Below are 19,206 nucleotides of genomic sequence, written 5' to 3'. Positions count from 1 at the left end.
TTAGTTAGAGATCACTGGCCTTCGTGGAAGAAGTATGGGAGTGCATCGTAAACGTAGTGTCTTACATAGCCCCACCAGTGTGTCTTGCCCTGAGCAACCAGGAAGTAGAAGTTGCCCTTTGAGAAATCAGATGTATATACGAACTGGCTCATCTTCTTCATCTCATTGACCTGAGGATTTACGTTTGGATAAGCTATATCATCTGAACCTGTTGCTGCGAAGATGAAGTACTCATTCTTCTTGAGACCTGACTTATCAATTGCATTTGCTATTGACTTAGCCTTGTCGTATGCAGAGTTGCCGCCCCAGTGGTCGCCGCTGAGAGGCATGAAGTAGCCAACGATGTCGAGGCAGTTTTCAAGAACAGCCCATGTTGAAACTGAACCCATTGAGAAGCCGCCGTATGCTCTGTGCATTCTTGACTTCTGGAGTGATGACTGTGAAGTATCTCCGCCTGCATATGTTGAATATTTGCCTTCAACGAAAGGAACTACGCTCTGACGGAACTCGCTGTAGAACTTGCCTGCTTCTGTCTTGTTGAAAGTAGGTGTAACAACGATAAGCGGCTCCATGTCGCCGTTCATTATCATGTTGTCGAAGAGGTTCTGCATCATTGTGTCGTTCTGATGGAACAATGTATTCTCGTCCTCTCCGCCGCCGTGCATGAGGTAGAAGATATTGTACTTCTTGCTCTTGTCGTAGCCGTAAGGGAGGTATACGTTAAGGTTATTGCCGCCGTTGATACCGTTGTAGCTTTCTCTTATCACCTTGCCCTGCTGACTGCACTGATTGAAGTAGTTGCCGGGAGCTTCCTTGAACTGAGCGTTTGCGTTGTAGTTGAAGTTTGAAACAGGACGCTCGGGAACTTCGCCTACTGTACCGCCGCCTGTTACAACTGAAGACTGTGTGCCCTCAGAAGCAACTACTACGTTATCAAGATAGAAGTCCATTGTGTCGCCCGAATCAGGAAGTGTCTCAATGTAGAGCACCATATCGCCTGAGTTATCAGGGATAGTGAATGATGTATTTTCCAGCTTTGTCCACTGACCGCTCTTGGCATTTACCTTTGCAATGCTTGTGTATACTGCTGAATCGCCTTCACCCTGCTGGAGTGACATCTGGATTGTTGCATCGCTGCCTGACTGCTGGAGAACAGCAGCACTGAAGCTGTATGACTGTCCTACTACGAAATCAGAGCCAAGAGTTACAGCCGCACCGTTCCACTCTGCTGATCTGTCCGATACGAAAAGTGAATTGTCGCTGTAGAAGCTGTCTGTGCTTAACTCTACGGAAGCACCGCCTCTTCCGCCCCAGTTCTGTGAACCTGAATTGAATGAATTGTCAAGATATGTCTTGTTTACAACAGCAGCCTTTGTAGTAGTTGTTGCTGCGGGAGCCTGTGTTGCAGCTGCTGTCTGCTGTGAAGCTGTTCCATTGGGATTTGAAGCCCAGCTCTCAGGAAGTGACTTAACAAGACCTAAGAGATATCTCTGGAGTGACAGAGCATCGTTTGTTGTGATACCGCTGCCTGCCTGATATACGTCTGCATTTGCAGCCTGCTGCTCGGAAAGCTCATACTTGTTCGGATTAGCAAGCGACTGCATTACAAGAACTACGTCACCCATATCTACTGTGCTGTCCTTGTTAGCATCGCCCCACTTGCTTACCTTAGCTTCGAGGGCTGCCTTCTGGTCAACGGTAGTTACAGCAGCTGTTGTTGTAGTTGTAGTGGTCGTTGTAGTAGTTGTTGTAGTTGTAGTTGTGGTGGTAGGCTGGATAGTAGCATACTTATCCATTATCTTGATGATGTCATTGTAGAACGACTTAGGCTGGTAGTTGCTGAATGGAAGCGGTGAACCACCGTTCTCACGGTATCTCCAGCTTCTCTCATCAGTCGTGCCCCAGAGAGTTACGCAGGAGATGTTCTTAGCGTGCTTACAGATAACCTCGAATATCTCGGGGTAAAGCTTGCTGTTTGTACCTGTGCTGTTTGTGATATCAAGCTCTGTGATCTGAACGTCAAGACCGAGGCTCTCGAACTTCTTGATAGCTGTCTCGTACTCGCTTGCAGAAGGATACTTTGAGTCAAGGTGTGACTGCATACCGATACCGTCGATATAGTCGCCCTCAGCCATTACCTTCTTAGCCATGTTGTAGAGGTCGGTAGTCTTTGCGCTCATGTACTCGTTGTAATCGTTGAGGTAGAGCTTTGTGGTCTTTGGAGCATACTGTCTTGCATACTTGAATGCGTTGATAACGAAGCTGTCGTTACCGTATACTCTTACCCAGTTTGAATTATAGGAAGGTCTCATTCCGCCGCCGTCGTTAACGAAAAGCTCGTTACAAACGTCATAAGAATGGAGCTTGAGGTTTGGATAATTCTGCTTGATAGCATTGAAAGTATTCTTTATCATGCTCTCAAGACGCTTGTTCATTCTGTCAGGTGAGACATCTCTGCCGTTCTCCTGGAACAGTGAACCCGGAGTCTGGCTGTACCATACGAAGGTATGGCCACGAACGCCGATGCCGTTCTGCTCAGCGAACTTGAGGATAGGATCAGCGCTTCTGAGGCTGATGTTTACGTTATCGCCGTTTACGCCTGCTACGATAGAATCAGGCTTCATTTCGTTCTCACAAGTGATAGAATTGTAATTCTGCTTGATGAAATTCTGTCCCTGTGAAGTATTTATTTCGTTTGCACTTACAGAAGTACCGAGTCTGAATAAAGGACCTGCGTGATCCTTAAATCCGTCTCCGCCCTTCTTGTAAGTATAATCCATGTTCTGATGTGCAGCAACGCCTGTTCCCTGTGTAATTGGGTTCTCATCAATATATGGCGGATTAAAAGTGCCTTCGCCTACCTTGCCGCCGCCTGTCTTTACAGATGACTCCTTGCCTGACTTTGATGCCTGAACCGCATCTATATAGAAGTCGCAAAGGTCGCCCGAGCTTTCGGGAGTCTCGATATAAAGCACCAGATCGCCTGAATTATCAGGAATAGTGAACTTTGTATTCTCGATCTTTGTCCACTCGCCGCTCTTAGCGTCAGCTGTTGCGATCTGTGTATAAGATGCGCCGTTGCCGTCGCCCTGCTGGAGTGACATCTGAATTGTTACCGTGCTGCCTGACTTCTGAAGAACAGCAGCACTGAAGCTGTATGTCTGACCGGGGACGAATGCACCTGAGTCAAGCGGAATTGCACAGCCGTTCCACTCGTTTGATCTGTCGGATACATAAAGGGACTTGCTGCCGTCATAGTAGTTCTCAGAATCGACTGAAACTGACGCGTCGCCCCTGCCTGACCAGTCGCCCTTGCCGCTTTCGAATGTGCTTGTGAAGTAGTTGCCGTTTGCATCAGGCTCTACTGTTGGTGTTGCAGGTGTAGAAGGATTTATATCCACGCCGTTTTCAAGTCCGTCGGGATATACCCTTACGCTCTTTACATTAGCAGATCCGTTTGATCTGTAGCCTTCGATATTAAGTGAAACTTCATAGAGAGTACCCGACATATCAAGACCCTTCTGGCTCCATGCGTCGAAGTGCTTGCCTACGTGGATAGTACCCTTCATGTAGTTTGTCTGATTGTTAGCCGAGCCGCTTCTCTGACGTATGCTCCAGTACTGTGGGAAAGTAGCAGTACCGTCAAGTGATGGCTGGTTGTAACGCATTGTCTTTGCAATGTCGTATGTATTTCCGTCAAGAGTTACTGTACCCTTGTTTTCTGCACCGTTTCCGGGTGGTCTCCAGTCGCCCCAGCCTTCAACGATATAATATTCCATAAGAGGATTTCTTGTCCAGCCATATACACACATATACGAGTTTCCTCTTGGTGTGTACTCAACGTCATAGGTAAGTGTGATGTCCTTGCCTATGCTCTTATAGTTCTTCTTCTGGCTGTCATAGTTCTTGCCCATACGAGCAAGGAAGTTCTCAATGTTGCTCCATGAACAGGTAAAAGAACCTGCGCCCGGCTGCATCGAGACCTGACCCTGACTGTTCTGATTCCACATTTCATAGTCGTATCCGCCGATATTGCCTCTCTGCTGTGCGTCAGCAGCCTGAACCACTGCAGCAGGGACCGACGGGATACTTGAAGCAACCATCAGTGCAGTAACGCCTGCGCTGACAAATCTTTTGAAGTTGCTCTTTTTCATGTCGATCAAACCTCACTTTCGTTTCGTAATAAATGATATCCTTTACAATTAAAGAAAAGCGCAAAAGCTGAGTAGGACTTTTGCGGCATTTCTTTACGTACATTTTATTACATTTCTGTGAACAATTCAAGTCAAAATTTGCTAATTCTCCCATATCGTCCGAATTGAAGCCCTTACCGCGCATTTTTATTTGTTTTTTTACCACTTCTTTTCTTAAATACTCAATTTACGGTTGTAATTTTTTTATTTTTTATACCCTGAGTATGCTGATTTTGTAGCACAAAAGTGATATTATTCCTGATTTTTGACTAAAAACCAGTATAATATTGCGGTGGATTTATTTACAAACCGAATATTTCTTTTTAAAAATTACTCTTTGAAAAGCCACATTTGTTATTTTTGCACTTTATTGCGCTGATATTCTGCTCGTTTTTATGCCATTTGCCATGTGCAAGGCGTTGTATCACGCTAAAGCAGATTATCGAGCATATAAAGTTGAAAAAAGCTTAAATGTGATACTTTTACGTTAAGAGTTTTTACTCACAGTGTATGTTTGATTTTAAATTATTAAATTATATAACCGTTAACGCTGTATAAAACCATACGGATATTACATTTTGCAATATTTGTGCAAAAATCAATTAATAATTTATTTTTTTTATGCAATAAGAGCACAGCGACAATGAAAAGCATTTTTTTACCCCTGTTTTTTTACTTAAAAGAGATAAAAAAATCTGAAAAAAGGCTTGAAATAGCCTTGTGTATATGTTATAATAATTAAGTTGCCTGTGTTGAGAAATATATTTGACAATTGACACGATAGATCATATTAATAATTACACTAACACTGATAAGGCACAGGCAATTTGAGAGGGTATTATTTCAGATGAGGTGTGAAAAAAATGAAGAAACAAATCAAAAGTCGTAGTATCGCGGGGGTACTATGTCTTGGTATGCTGCTGCAATCAGCATCGTACCTTCCGGCAAATGCCGATTCAAACAGTCAGGTAACATTCAATGAGGTCTGCGCAAAAAACACCAATTATCATGCTGCTGACGGGGGAAGCTATGACTGGATCGAGTTATACAACAGCAGCAAGACAGAAGCCGATATTTCGGGCTGGGGACTTACTGACAAGGAAGGGGAGCCTTTCAGATATGTATTCCCAAGCGGAACAAAGATTGCTGCCGAGGGAAGGCTGGTCGTCTTCTGTGACAGTGACGCAGCAGCAAACAATAATAAGATAGCCCCTTTCGGTCTTTCAGCTTCGGGCGAGACTCTTATCCTGTCGGACACAAACGGAAATACGGTCAATAAAATAACGTTTGGTGCCCTTGCAGAAAATACGTCTTACGGTCAGTATCCCGAAGGCAGCGGCGAGTACTACACTTTAAGCTGTACTCCCGAGAAGTCAAACACCGAGCCCGAGGGCACAAATGCTGTACACGCCCCTACTTTCTCACATGAAAGCGGATTCTATGACAGCAGTTTTACTCTGACACTTACAGCCGATGAAGGCTGCGACATATACTATACAACAGACGGCAGCGATCCTGTATTCGGCTCAGCAAAATATACCGAGCCCCTTACTATCAAGGATATGACTGACACTAAAAACCGTCTCAGCGCACGCACGGATATAGTTCCCGACGGTGCAGAAGCTCCGAACAAAAATGTTGATAAAGCGGCTATAATTCGCGCTGTAGCAGTAGACGCTCAGGGTCGTCCCAGTGAATATATCACAAAAACATATTTTGTAGGCAAGACTAATTCGGGATACTACAAAAACATGAAGGTAGTTTCTCTTGTTACCGATCCTGCAAATCTCTTTGACAATGACAAGGGTATATACTGCCTGGGAAAGGTCTACGAGGAGCACAGGGGCGAGGGCAAAAATCCCTGGGATAAAAAAGCCAATTACACAATGAAGGGCAAGGAATGGGAGCGTCCTGCTATATTTACAATGTTCGACAACGGTGAAAAAGTTATCGACCAGAACGTAGGTATCCGTATCAAGGGCGCTTTCTCAAGATGTCTCGCTCAGAAAAGCTTCAACGTATACACGCGCAAGGATTACGGAACAGAGGAATTCAGTTTCGACTTCTTCTCAGGCAAAGCAACAAAAGCCAAGAACGGCAAGGCTATCAAGAAGTATGACGGCATCGTTCTCAGAAACGGCGGAAACGACAACTCAGGCGCTTTCTTCCGTGACAGCATAAATCAGGCTCTTGTATCAGACAGAGCATTTGCTACTCAGGCTACGTCGGAGTGCATCGTATTTATCGACGGCGAATTCTGGGGAATTTATCAGGTAATGGAAAAGCTGAACAAAAACTACTTCAGCGACCACTACGGCGTTATGAAAAGCGACGTTGCCATAATAAAGAACAGCGGACTCGAGGAGGGCAGTGATAACGACCTCAACGACTGGCGCAGAGCCTGCGACGGTATTTCCAACGGAAATATGTCATATGACGAATTTTGCAGCAAGTTCGATATCCAGTCATTTATGGACTATTTCGCTGCACAGATCTACTGGTGCAATGCTGACTGGCCGCAGAACAACTTCATGGCTTGGCGTTCAAATGCAGTTGATCCCGAAAATCCATACGCTGACGGCAAATGGAGAATGGTATGCTTCGATACCGAATCGGGACAGGGCCTTTACGGCACAGAGGATAAGGTATTTTCCGCTGACTGCTTCAGACGCATACGCGAAAGCAACTGCCAGCTCGCAAGAGTATTCAACAGCCTTATGAACAACGAGCAGTTCAGAAATAAATTCGCAAGAACTATGATGGACCTTGCAAACTATAACTTCACTACTGACAGAACAAAAGCAGTCATAGACAGCTACAGGAACAAGTTCAGACAGCAGGTAGTCGATACCTTTGCACGCTTCCATTCAGGCGGATTATCAGGCTCAAACGGTGAAAGACGCTTTGAGGGCGATATGAACACAGTTACAGAGTTCTACGCTCAGCGTTATTCTCACGCAGAACGCACTCTCCGCTCTGCTGCAAGACTTTCATCAGAGCCGCAGAGACTCACAGTCGTTAATTCTCCCGGCAACGGAAGCATCAAGCTCAACACCCTTGAGCTTGGAAAGATAAACAGCTGGAGCGGTAAGTACCACAAGGACTACGACATCTATATAAAGGCTACTCCTGTTGAGGGAAAGACCTTCTCTCACTGGAAGGTAAACGGCGCAAAGATAACAAACGGCGACACCTCAACAGCATCTATAAAGATAAGACTTGAAGGCGATGCGACCGTAGAGGCTGTCTACGGCGATCCAAATGCAAAGCCAACAACAACTACTACTACTATCACAAGCAAAACCACCACAACTACAAGCAAAACAACAACTTCTACTTCAAAAACTTCCACCGCTACAACTACAACAAAGCCTGTTTCAAGCACTCCGAAGGTTACTTCCTATTCATTCAAGGCAGGAATAGTTTCTCTCGGCAAGGTAGTACAGGCTGAGAAATACGATATCAAGTCAGGTATAGACACTGAAAACTGCTCTGAGGGCGGTCTTGACGTTGCATACGCTGAAAATAACGATTATATCGGCTTCAAAAATGTTGATCTGTCAGGTGTCAAGAACATTGACTTCCGTATCGGTTCAAACGGTGCAAGGGCACAGCTGGAGATACGCATTGACGATCCAAACGGCAGTGTCATCGGAAGAATGGATATCAAAAGCTCCAACGGCTGGCAGACATGGAACACTCAGACCTGCTCAGTAAATGAGACCAACGGCACGCACGATATCTATTTCATATTCCGCGGCGGTGACGGTTATCTCTACAACATAAACTGGTGGAGAACAGACAAGCGCGATGAGAAATTCGCTCTCGGCGACCTCAATGCCGACGGTGTAGTTGATATCTACGACCTTTGCAGCATGAAAAAAGCAATAGCAAAAGGCGAGGTGCAGAATTTCAGCGCGGCTGACATGAACGGTGATGACACTATCAATGAAGCCGATCTGGAGCTCCTCAGAAAATTCATCAAGGGAGAATAATCTTCCCTGAAAGCTGAATGCGGCTTCTGCCGTCTATAATATAAGCTGGCTTCTGAATAAAATATAGTAAGCCGAAAACTTGTCGTCAGCAGTTAACTGCTCCGGCAGGTTTTCGGTTTATACGCGAAAATGTATTCACAGCGCCAAAAAACGCGCTTTCCCCTGCCCTTCCGAGCACTCGTTACTGATAATCAGCGAAATTTCGGTCAATAAAGTTGTAAAAAAATATTGAATTCTTGTTTGCAATGCGCTATAATAAGTTTGTTATAAAAAACGGAGAGAGGTATTTTTATGAACCTTATTAAAAAAACGGGCAGCATTGCAGCAGCTATGCTCATGGTCTCTACCCTGCATTGCGGTTTGCCCTATGCAACAGCCGAACAGGATTCGGACGGACTTTACATAAACGAAGTCTGCACACAGAACAAGAACAGCTTCACAGACAGCCTCGGAAAAGCCTCTGACTGGATAGAACTCTATAACGCCGGCGATAAAGATATCGACCTTTCGGGATTTGGTCTTTCCGACAGCTCCGAAGAGCCTATGAAATACGTTTTCCCAACGGGTACAGTGATAGAAAAGGGCGGCTATCTCACTGTAGCCGCAGCCAAGGATACCGAGGGCATGACCGAGCCAAACACAGGCTTTGCTCTGAGCAAATCGGGAGAGACTCTTATACTTTCGTCCCCTGACGGCAATGAGCTCCAAAAGCTTGAAGTCCCTGCCCTTGAAGAAGATATGACATACGGACGCTCAGCGGACGGCAGCTTTGCCATAATGTCCCCTACTCCTTCCGCTGACAATTCTTCCCTGCCTGCCGAGCCTGTATTCTCGCTGGAATCGGGCTTCTACAGCGTGAATGACATAAAGGAGCTTACTCTGACCTCCGCGGATACCATATATTATACCCTTGACGGCTCTGACCCTACGACCTCAGAGACCGCTATGGTCTACAGTAAGGCTATACCAATGTATGACAGAAGTACAGAGGAAAATGTCTACAGCAAGTATCAGTATGAGGAAGGCAGTCCTTACTCCATAACGCTATCACAGTGGTACCAAGCCAATCCCGAAAAATTCGACAAGGCAACTATCGTCAGAGCAGCCTCAAAAGACTCAGACGGTACATTCAGCAAAGTCGCCACAAAGACCTTCTTTGTGATGAGCGATGAAAAACTCAGATACTATTCGGATATCCCCGTAGTGTCTTTAGTCACCGACCCCGATAACCTCTTCGGCAAGGAAAACGGCATCTATGTAGCAGGTCAGCAGTACCTTGACTGGTCTGACGGTGAGGAAAATACGGAAAACATCGCAAACTTTCTTTCAGGCGGCAAGGCTTGGGAACGCGAGGCTGATATCACATATTTCAGAAACGGTGAGCTCGGCTTCTCTCAGAAAATGGGCATACGCATAAGAGGTGCTTCTTCAAGGAACAGCGAGGCAAAGAGCTTCAATCTGTATGCAAGGAGCAAATACGGCGACTCAAAGCTTGACTATAAGCTCATTGAGGACAACGATTCGGTGGCTGACGGCAAGACAATAAAGCGTTACGATTCATTCGGTCTCAGAGCCGTTACATGGATAGACAGACTGAGAGAGCGTGTAGTTAATTCCTCTCTGCGGGAGCTTCCCTCTCTTGCCACATACAGCAGCGACAGATGTATGCTTTTCATTGACGGCGAGCTGTGGGGAATGTACGAGATAACGGAAAAAGCCTCCGAGCATTACATACATTCCAAATATGATATCCCCTCCGAAAATGTGACTTTATATAAAAACGGCGAGCTTGAAGCAGGTCCCGAGGAAGAGCCTCACAACCTTCAGCATCTGGGACAATTCTGCCGCGACAACGATCTTTCTGTTAAGGAAAATTACGACTACGTAGCTTCTAAGGTGGATATCGACAGTATCATCGACTGCTACTGCACAGGTATTTATATAAACACATGGGACTGGCCGAACTACAACTATTTCATGTGGAGATACAACGGTGACAAATCAGACGATAATCCCTACACCGACGGAAAATGGAGATTTGGTGCGTTCGATTTCGATTACTCGGTGGGACTCACCTATGATGACTTCGGCAATGTTGAGCCATATCAGTACGACAGCTTCAGAAAAATGGACAAGGTCAAAGACGATATCCCGACAGTGATATTTGCAAAGCTGCTGGACAATCCCGAATTCGAGAAGAAATTCGTTGATAAATTCTACTGCTATGCCTATTCTGTATTCGATTCGTCGAAAATGATCAATGAGCTCAACGCAGAAGAAAAAAAATACATGGACTATATCACCATGACCGCATGGCGTTGGTACAACGGTACTCCCGACTCAGATTTTGAGAGCGTCCTGTCAGAGCACAAGGAGTACTATCACGAGGAAATGGAGAATATGCGCACATTCTTCAAGGAGCGCCCCGTTTATGCTGTTGGACATATGCAGAATTACTTCGGCATATCACAGGACACTGCGACCGTTACCGTTACAAAGCAGGGAAAAGGAAGCGTTTCTGTGGGCTCAGACGATGCGGTATTTTCTGAAAATATCTGGACAGGCTCCTATGAGAGCGGCAATGAGGTGACTCTTACTGCAAAGCCTGCTGAGGGCTACACATTTGCAGGCTGGTCGGGAGCGGTAAATTCAAACTCCGAAACTATAACCATTACCGCCGACAACGCCGCTTCACTGGTGTGCAGTTTCGTTAAAGAGGAGTATCCACAGGGCGATATCAACACTGACGGTGCAATAGATGTAGCAGACCTCCTGCTTATGAGCAAGTACCTCCACGGCACAGGAAGCCTTACAAAGGCGCAGTCAAAGCTTGCAGATATGAACGGCGACAAGTCCGCTGACGTATTCGACCTTGTTGCGCTCCGCAAAGAGCTCCTCAAAAACTCAGCCAAGTAAATACCTGCTTGCATAAAAGCTTATACGTAATTATGGGGAAAACCTTTCTGCGGAAAGTGTTTTCCCCTTAGTTCTTTACAGGACACTCATTTGTATGGTATAATATACCTATAACCAACACAGTAAATTGGAGGATATTATGAGCATACTCAACGTTGAACACGTAACTCACGGATTTGGTGCGCGTCAGATACTTAACGACGCTTCCTTCCGACTTCTCAAAGGCGAACACGTAGGACTTGTGGGAGCCAACGGCGAAGGAAAATCCACCTTCCTTAATATAATAATGGGAAAGCTACAGCCTGATGAGGGCAAAATAGAATGGTGCAGGCACATTACCACAGGTTACCTCGACCAGTACAGCACCCTTGCCAAAGGCAAAACTATCCGTGATGTGCTCCGTGAAGCCTTCGACCACCTTTCCGAGCTTGAAGCCGAAATGCTTACCCTCTATGAAAAAATGTCGGACTGCTCCGACGAGGAAATGAATTCCCTCATGGAGGAAGTGGGCGAGATACAGAGTATCCTCGATTACAGCGGCTATTACACCATAGATGCAAAAATATCCGAATACGCAAACGGTCTCGGTCTTAACGAGATAGGACTCGACAGGGACGTTGCGGAGCTTTCGGGCGGTCAGCGAGCAAAGGTTCTCCTTGCAAAGGTACTCCTTGAAAATCCCATGATACTCATACTCGATGAGCCTACAAACTTCCTCGACGAAAATCATATCAGATGGCTGACCAATTTCCTGCAAAACTACGAAAACGCCTTCATACTCGTATCCCATGACGTACCCTTTATGAACAGCGTAATAAATGTGGTATACCACGTTGAGAACGCAGTTATGACGCGATATACAGGAGATTACGACAACTTTGTGAGAATGTATGAGCTGAAAAAGAAGCAGATAGAGCAGGCTTACGAAAAACAGCAGAAGGAGATTGCCGACCTTGAGGACTTCATTGCCCGCAACAAGGCAAGAGTCGCTACTACCAACATGGCAAAGTCACGCCAGAAAAAGCTTGACAAAATGGACAAGATAACCCTTATGCGTGAAAAGCCCAAGCCCACATTCTCATTCAGAAAAGCCCGTACTCCAGGACGTGTAGTCATCGACTGCAAGAACGTAGTCCTCGGCTATGACGAGCCCCTTACGAAGCCTATATCCGTAAAGGTGGAGAACGGTCAGAAAATAGCTATCCGCGGCGTAAACGGAATAGGAAAATCCACTCTGCTGAAAACTCTGCTGAAAATAATACCACCCATATCGGGCTATGTAGAGCACGACCAGTTCGTAGAATACGGCTACTTTGAGCAGGAGGAGGAAAGCACCTCAAAAACTGCACTTGACGTTATATGGGAGGAATATCCCTCAATGACAAATGCAGAAGTACGTGCCGCCCTTGCACAGTGCGGACTTACTACCGAGCATATCACCTCACAGATGAGAGTGCTCTCGGGCGGCGAGAATGCAAAGGTAAGGATATGCAGGATAATGCTGAAGGAGGTCAATCTCCTTGTTCTCGACGAGCCCACCAACCACCTTGACGTTGACGCAAAGGAATCCCTGAAAAAGGCTATCAAGGACTACAAGGGCACTGTCCTCATAGTAAGCCACGAACCCGAATTCTACATGGATATTGCCGATAATATCTGGAATATCGAGGAATGGTCAACTAAAATAATATGATAACGCAAACAGGAGCACGATCCTTCAAGACCGTGCTCCTGTTTTATTTTAGTTATTTTTTGGCATCATTCTGCATGAATTTTTCCATTGAGATTATCCCTGATTTTGCAGTTGACACATAAGCATAATATGCAAGTATCTTTGAAGCATCAACGGAATCTATCACACTGTCACCGTTGACATCTGCAACTTCTATCTGCTTTTCATTGAAGCTGCCCTTATTGTTTGTTGAGGTCTCTGCGTAATACTTCAGTACAAGCGAAGCGTCAACAGAGTCTATCTTTCCGTTTTTATCAACATCACCGAGAGAATAATCCACAGGCACCTCAGGCTCCTTGGTCTCGGGATTTTCTGGGATATGGAATTCGATGGACTTCCTGTTCAGTTCAAGCATCGTGTTTATCATCTCTGTGAACTCAGCTCGTGTAGCCTTTCCGTGAGGGTCTATAAGGCGTTCCTCCTTAGGTGCGCCATCCTCGCCCTTGCCTTCGATGATATGCCATGTGCAAGCCCAGCATATAGCCTCCCAGTGGTCGAAGTCCACCTCGAAATAATCCATAAAGTCATCACTTCTTCCGAAGTCGATAGAACGCTCATAATTCATATACTCAGAAAATCTCATGAGCATAAGTGCCGCATCTTCTCTTGATACCCACTTGCCCACACCAAAGGTATCGGCAAGAACATAAGGATAACCAAGACACAGAGCATTTTTCTCACCCCAGAGCAAAGCGTCCTCATACCATGAACCGTGCTCTACATCTGTAAATCTCGACTTCAGACCGCTTACGCTTGGCTTTCCTGCCATTTCATACAGCGTCTGTACAGCCGCCTCACGGGTGATAAGCTCCTTCGTATCCGTATAAACAGTATTGTCTTCCACAACGCCCACAGGTGGAGTACCGTTGGACTCAGCATTAAGCTTTACCTTATTATCGAAGCTCAGCGAGAAAATATTATCTCCGCCTGTAGAGGTATCTCCGCCGAAATCTATAGTCCACGCAGTGAATTTTCCGTAATTCCAGATATCCTCTTTTTCACCGTCGTTGTAGGTCTTTATGAGGAAGGGATTTCCGCTGATATCAAGCTCGGTAAAGTCGTTTATAAATGCCTGACAGAAGCGTAAATTCGGATTATTTGAAACATCAAGCTTTTTAAGATGATTTTGCAGACAGTCAAGGTAAGCCAGCTTTGGATTATGGGAAATGTCGATGCTTTCCAGTTCATTATATGAGCATATAAGCTTATACAGTTCGGGGTTATGGCTTACGTCTATACTTTTTGCACCGTTATTTGCACAGTTGTATGTCTGAAGTCCCGGGCATTTGCTTACGTCTATGCTTCCGAGTTCGTGGTTATCCCATACATTAAGGCGCTTCATCCTCGGACAGCAGGTAACATCAAGCTTCTTGAAATTATTCCTGAAAGCGTCAAGATGCTGCATATTGGGATTATGGCTGAGGTCAAGCTCCGAAAGCTCACAGTCTCCGCACATAAGATGCTCCAGAATAGGGTTCTGAGAAACGTCCAGCTTCTTCAAAGGATTGGAATTACATTCGATATAGGACATTTTCTTGTTTTTTGTAACGTTAAGCGAGGTAAGCTTACAGTTATAGCAATATACCCATTCCAGCGTCGGAAGATTTGAGAAATCCAGCGAGGTAAACAGATTATCCGAGCACCATATACCTGTGATCTGCTGGTTCTTGCTTAGATCCATAGTAGAAATCTGGTTATTCATGCAGTAAAGTCCGCGCAGCTCGGTAAGATACTCGATACCCTTCAGCGACTTGATATTCTTTCCGTTGCACCAGATATTTCTTGCGTACAGTATCTCCTCAGCATCTAAAGTGCCGTTTTTGTCCTTATCAAACGCACCTGAGATATAAGACCTGAAATTCGCATCAGGAAATGTTGACGAGGTTATCTTTACAGGCGTGATACCGTCTGTAAGTGCCGCATCAGCCTTTGTAACGGGAGCGATGATGCCGCTTCCCGAGGTCAGCAGGACTGCCATAAAACCTGCGATCATTCTTGAAAATCTGTGATTGATCTTTCTCATCTTTACTACTTCCCTTCTATTCACTATTTTCTGCATCGTTCAGAAAAATCTTTACATACAAAAATATACCTTCTGTTTTATAATAATTACACAAACATATTCATCTGCATTGATATTATCAAAATAGAATATCGAAAAATCTGATTTTATAATAGCACAAATGCCCGAATATGTCAATAATTTATGAATAAAACTCCGTCCGAAATCAAATATCAGCACAAATGGATAGGATTGGCAATAAATCGCAATATTTCGCTTGACATTCCTGCAAAAATATTGTACAATTTATGCAATATTATTGTTGTTCCGTGTTATGTTTTAGGAGGAATATTTATGAACAGACGCATTAAAGGCATTTTGTCAACTATGTGTGCGACAGTTATGTGTACCGCCTGCGTCTCTGCTCTTGCAGCAAATTCTGGCATGATCATCGACCATGATTGCAGAGGCATCGAAAACGGTTACTGCTATGAGTACGCAAATAATGACAGCGGCAGCAAGCCTGTACTTGACTTTCAGACAGGCGGTTCTTTCACTTGCAGCTGGGATAACAAGAACTTTTTCACAGCTTCAAAAGGACTGAGATTTGCTGAGGCTGTTGATTACAAGTCGCTCGGAAAAATCTCGGTCAATTACTGGAGAAGGATAGAAAATGAAAGCTTTTACGATAAGGAAAAGGGCTTTGTGAGATTCGGCATACGCCTTCACAACGCAAACGGCGACACCTTCACTATCCTTGAAAGCGACGCTTCTGCAAACGGCTCTGCGCTCACTGATGACGCGGCTAAGTATAAAAAGCTCACCGCGCTCAAAGCAAATGATACCTACGGCGATAACATTGGTCCGGTAGGTATTTCAGGAACTGAAGGCATGGTAAGCAAGGACGTTGACTATACCATATATTCATGCACATCAGAAAATAAGAAGGGTACTTCCTACATCTGCCGCAGAAATGAGACATTAGCGGTAAACAATGATAACGATGATTTCAAAACTGTAAAGGTGTCCGACAAGCTGGACGCACTTACTCTTGCAGATCAGAATATCGGCAAAATAACCGATATTACATTCTTTGTTGAAAGCTCGTATTCAAAGGGCAGTGCCGACATAGCGGTAAATAACATTTTTATCGAGAATATGCCCGAGCTTGCTCCCGATACAGATGAGAGCAATGAGACCTGTCTCAGCAATTACTTCACCTGCGAAAGAGGCGGCTACTATTACCTTGCAAATGACAGAGGCAACGGCAAGCTTACTATCACCGAGCCTTCGCAGTTCAAGGCAGAGTGGGACACACATGACAACCCGTGGTGCGCCCCTGTATATGAGTGCGGAAAGCTGTTTGGCAATGATGCCGACTCCAAAAATCTTATGGAGTCAAAGATAAAATTCAAAATGGAGCTTGATATTGACGGCATATACTTTATTGCCTCACACGCAATGATAGAAAATCCCGAAACTGCGGATAGCTATAACGAAACGGAAATATACATCATTGATGCACTGAAAAACTGGTCTGTACCGCAGGAGTCGCCGTTTATTGATGTCAAGACCATCGACGGCGAGACCTACGATATATATTACACCGGAAACAGCTATATAGGCACAGGCAAGGGTGTTAAGAAGAGCAAATACTATTTCGTTAACCGCAATGCAAAGTCAAACGCTGCAAACGGTACTATTACCGTCGACCATGAGCTTGCACCGTTCCTTGATTGTATACCTGCTGAGGAATATGTAAACGGAAAGCCCGAATCGCTCTGCGCCTACGTACACGGCGGCAGTGCAAAGGGTACCGCCAAGCTTGTGAGCAATGAAGTAACTATCCCCGATAAGCCCCTGCAAGTCTACGATGCAAAGCGGGTAGATGTAAACAACGATTCACACTACTCAGGCCGCTCTCAGCAGGCTGTAGGCGATAAGATATACTATGCAGGCGGCTATGAGGCAAGCATGAAGGGCTACACCGATAAGCCCCTGAAGTGTGTATGGGATTCACCGATAACCGAAGGCTATATAGACAGCCCAGACCACTACGGCATAATTTCCTTCGCCGTAAGAAAGGTATTCGATACATTTAGCGTAATTGACTTCACAGGCTCTCGTGTATATGAAGGAAAGGAGCCATTGCAGATAAGCTACAGCATCGACCTTGGCAAACAGACAAACCTGAGCAAGAGATCTCAGTGGCTTTTAGGCGGTACTATAGAGTGCTTCAACAATAATTATCTATATGCCAACTCCGATCCCGATGTCACTTCATTCATACAGAGCCGCATAATAGTCGCTGATAAAGTAGGCGAAAAGCTGACTTCCTTCTTCAGCTACTGCGGAGACGACATAAAAAACCCCGAGGATATCGGTTCTATCGTTTCAGGCGGAGTGAAGTACAATGTAAAGCTTGTCACCGATCCAAAGAACAATTACGCTACATTCTTTGCTGTACGCGACGAGGAGATAGCTCCCGTTAAGGCTGACGATACCGCAGAGGGCTGTGAACGCTACGAAAACAGCTTTATTATAACCGATATCCTCAGCAAGATAAAGACTCTCGGCTATGATCCGGGCGGAATAATGAATGCCGAATTCACACTGTACGCACATGATACAAAAGGCGAGGCTGTTATCAACTACGTCGATATAAAGGCTGTTTCGGCAGAGAGTAAGGAATATACCGCAGAAGATGTCCGCATTTTCCAGGATTTCATACTCGGAAAGTCATCTGATATCCCTGCCGACGCAGAATACGATCTCAACGGCGACGGCACATGGGATACCTTTGATCTGTGTCTTATGAGAAAGGCTATCGCCAAGTAAATAAAATAAAGGGGGATCTTCTTATGAACATAAAAAAAACATTAGCTGTACTCAGCGCATCGCTTATGACGTTTTCATACGTATCATCGACAGCTGTATGCAGCTCAGCTTCACTTATCTCAGACCTTGTGGACAAGCTCAACAACGATGTTTTTGAATACGGCAATACATTAGAGGCTGCCGACGGCTTTACATATGCTAAAATATCATTTTCTTCCCCTGACAGCACTCTTGAATTCAAAAACGTTGCCGAAAGCGACATAACGAAGGATATATTAAGAAACTACGCCGGAACTATTGAGATATCGGGTGAAAAATACCACTTCGTCAGACAGAAGGCTTTACAGAACTACTCCAATCAGCTTTCAGAGCTTGACAATAATTATACTGTCTATCGTGTCTGCCCAGAGGGTACAGACACTGACGAAAACAGCATCTTCCCTCTTTACGAGCTAATAGAGGGCGCACAGCATTTCGGCTTTGTTTCGGGCAAAATGACAAATGTAAAATTCGATGAAAACGAATACAAATGCAGCTGTGATGTGAGCGCACTGAAGCTCAGCGACAAAACAGCCGAGTATGACGTATATTCCGATATATCAAAAAGGCTCACGGGCTATATCCTCATGGACGGTTACGACTTCTATACTCCCGAGTATAACGCTGCATACGGAAACGAAATGATAGCCCGTCCAAATGGCGGATTTTCCATAACCTCAAAGGATAACAGAATTCTTAATATACAGAATTATGTTGACTCCTACGCCGAGCTGAATCTCACAAGGTCAGCTATATATGATCTCAATGCAAAGAACGACATATCCATTGACTATAAGATAAATGACAGCTTAGAGGGAAAATACGGAATGGTCTACACCATCACTACTGAATCGAGCTCGGATAAACGTATCAATTACAGGATAGCCGAGAAGATCTCGGGCATGGATATCGAAGAATTCTTCAAGAGCTACGAGCAATCATTGGGCATCGGAAATCATTATGAGTTCAAGTCATATGACCTTGTAAATTCTTATACCGCAAACGGTCACAAGTATGACCTGTATAAAGGAAATTACCACTTCTACGGCGAATTCCAGTCATATGACGAGACCTGCTACCTTGCAGTACGCAAGGACACAGCCGATGCCAAGTCCTATGAAAACAGCATTGATGTTTATGAACATATAAGCAGGATAGCTGATATCCCTGCCGAAAACAAGGTGATCTCCGTAGAGCTTTCCTTCCATAACTGCGGAGCCCTCGGCAAGGTCGATGTAACAAAGAACGATATCAAATTATTTGAGAATGTTATCCCTGAGGTCATTGCAGGCGACTTCAACAACGACAGACAGGTAGACTCAATGGACATAGTTTCCGCAAGATACGCTATCATATCAAAGCTTGATAACGAAAACGCTGAGGCAACTGCGCAAATGGACCTGAACAAGAACGGAAACTTTGACGTTGCCGACTTAGTTCTTCTCCAGTCCTTTGTCCTCGGAAAAATAAAGACATTCCCACAGGCTTAGT

General features: G+C 45.0%; 7 protein-coding genes. 5 read left to right on the top strand and 2 right to left on the bottom strand.

Features of this window, described 5'->3' with window-relative positions; translation table 11 throughout:
• Window positions 1-11: 11 nt before the first annotated feature.
• Complete coding sequence (locus BUB28_RS17255; protein ID WP_072950488.1) at window positions 12-4,154, bottom strand: endo-1,4-beta-xylanase; 4,143 nt, start codon at window positions 4,152-4,154, stop codon at window positions 12-14.
• 902 nt (window positions 4,155-5,056) lie between these two features.
• Between BUB28_RS17255 and BUB28_RS08125 the strand changes: the two genes are divergently transcribed.
• From BUB28_RS08125 to BUB28_RS08115, 3 genes are all read left to right on the top strand, one after another.
• Window positions 5,057-8,188 (top strand): CotH kinase family protein, encoded by a 3,132-nt coding sequence (locus tag BUB28_RS08125; protein ID WP_081373443.1) that lies wholly within the window; start codon window positions 5,057-5,059, stop codon window positions 8,186-8,188.
• A 291-nt stretch (window positions 8,189-8,479) separates the two neighbouring features.
• Window positions 8,480-11,104: a CotH kinase family protein gene (locus tag BUB28_RS08120; RefSeq protein ID WP_072950486.1), complete on the top strand. Its 2,625-nt coding sequence runs from the start codon at window positions 8,480-8,482 to the stop codon at window positions 11,102-11,104.
• A 139-nt stretch (window positions 11,105-11,243) separates the two neighbouring features.
• A complete protein-coding gene (locus BUB28_RS08115) occupies window positions 11,244-12,797 on the top strand; it encodes an ABC-F family ATP-binding cassette domain-containing protein (protein WP_072950485.1) in 1,554 nt (517 codons plus the stop codon).
• 52 nt (window positions 12,798-12,849) lie between these two features.
• Here the strand turns inward: BUB28_RS08115 and BUB28_RS08110 are convergent, their stop codons facing one another.
• Entirely contained in the window at window positions 12,850-14,859 is a 2,010-nt protein-coding gene (locus BUB28_RS08110; RefSeq protein ID WP_072950484.1) for a dockerin type I domain-containing protein, read from the bottom strand.
• 333 nt (window positions 14,860-15,192) lie between these two features.
• Here BUB28_RS08110 and BUB28_RS08105 point away from each other — a divergent pair, with 333 nt between their 5' ends.
• Complete coding sequence (locus tag BUB28_RS08105; RefSeq protein ID WP_072950483.1) at window positions 15,193-17,676, top strand: glycoside hydrolase family 11 protein; 2,484 nt, start codon at window positions 15,193-15,195, stop codon at window positions 17,674-17,676.
• Between the two features lie 23 nt (window positions 17,677-17,699).
• Window positions 17,700-19,205 carry a dockerin type I repeat-containing protein gene (locus tag BUB28_RS08100; RefSeq protein ID WP_072950482.1) on the top strand — a complete coding sequence of 502 codons (1,506 nt, stop codon included), beginning with the start codon at window positions 17,700-17,702 and terminating at the stop codon, window positions 19,203-19,205.
• The last annotated feature ends 1 nt before the right edge of the window (window position 19,206 follow it).

Origin of the sequence: Ruminococcus flavefaciens (assembly GCF_900143025.1) — a bacterium.
Taxonomy (GTDB): domain Bacteria; phylum Bacillota; class Clostridia; order Oscillospirales; family Ruminococcaceae; genus Ruminococcus; species Ruminococcus flavefaciens_I.
This window is presented reverse-complemented; position numbering and strand designations above follow the sequence as displayed.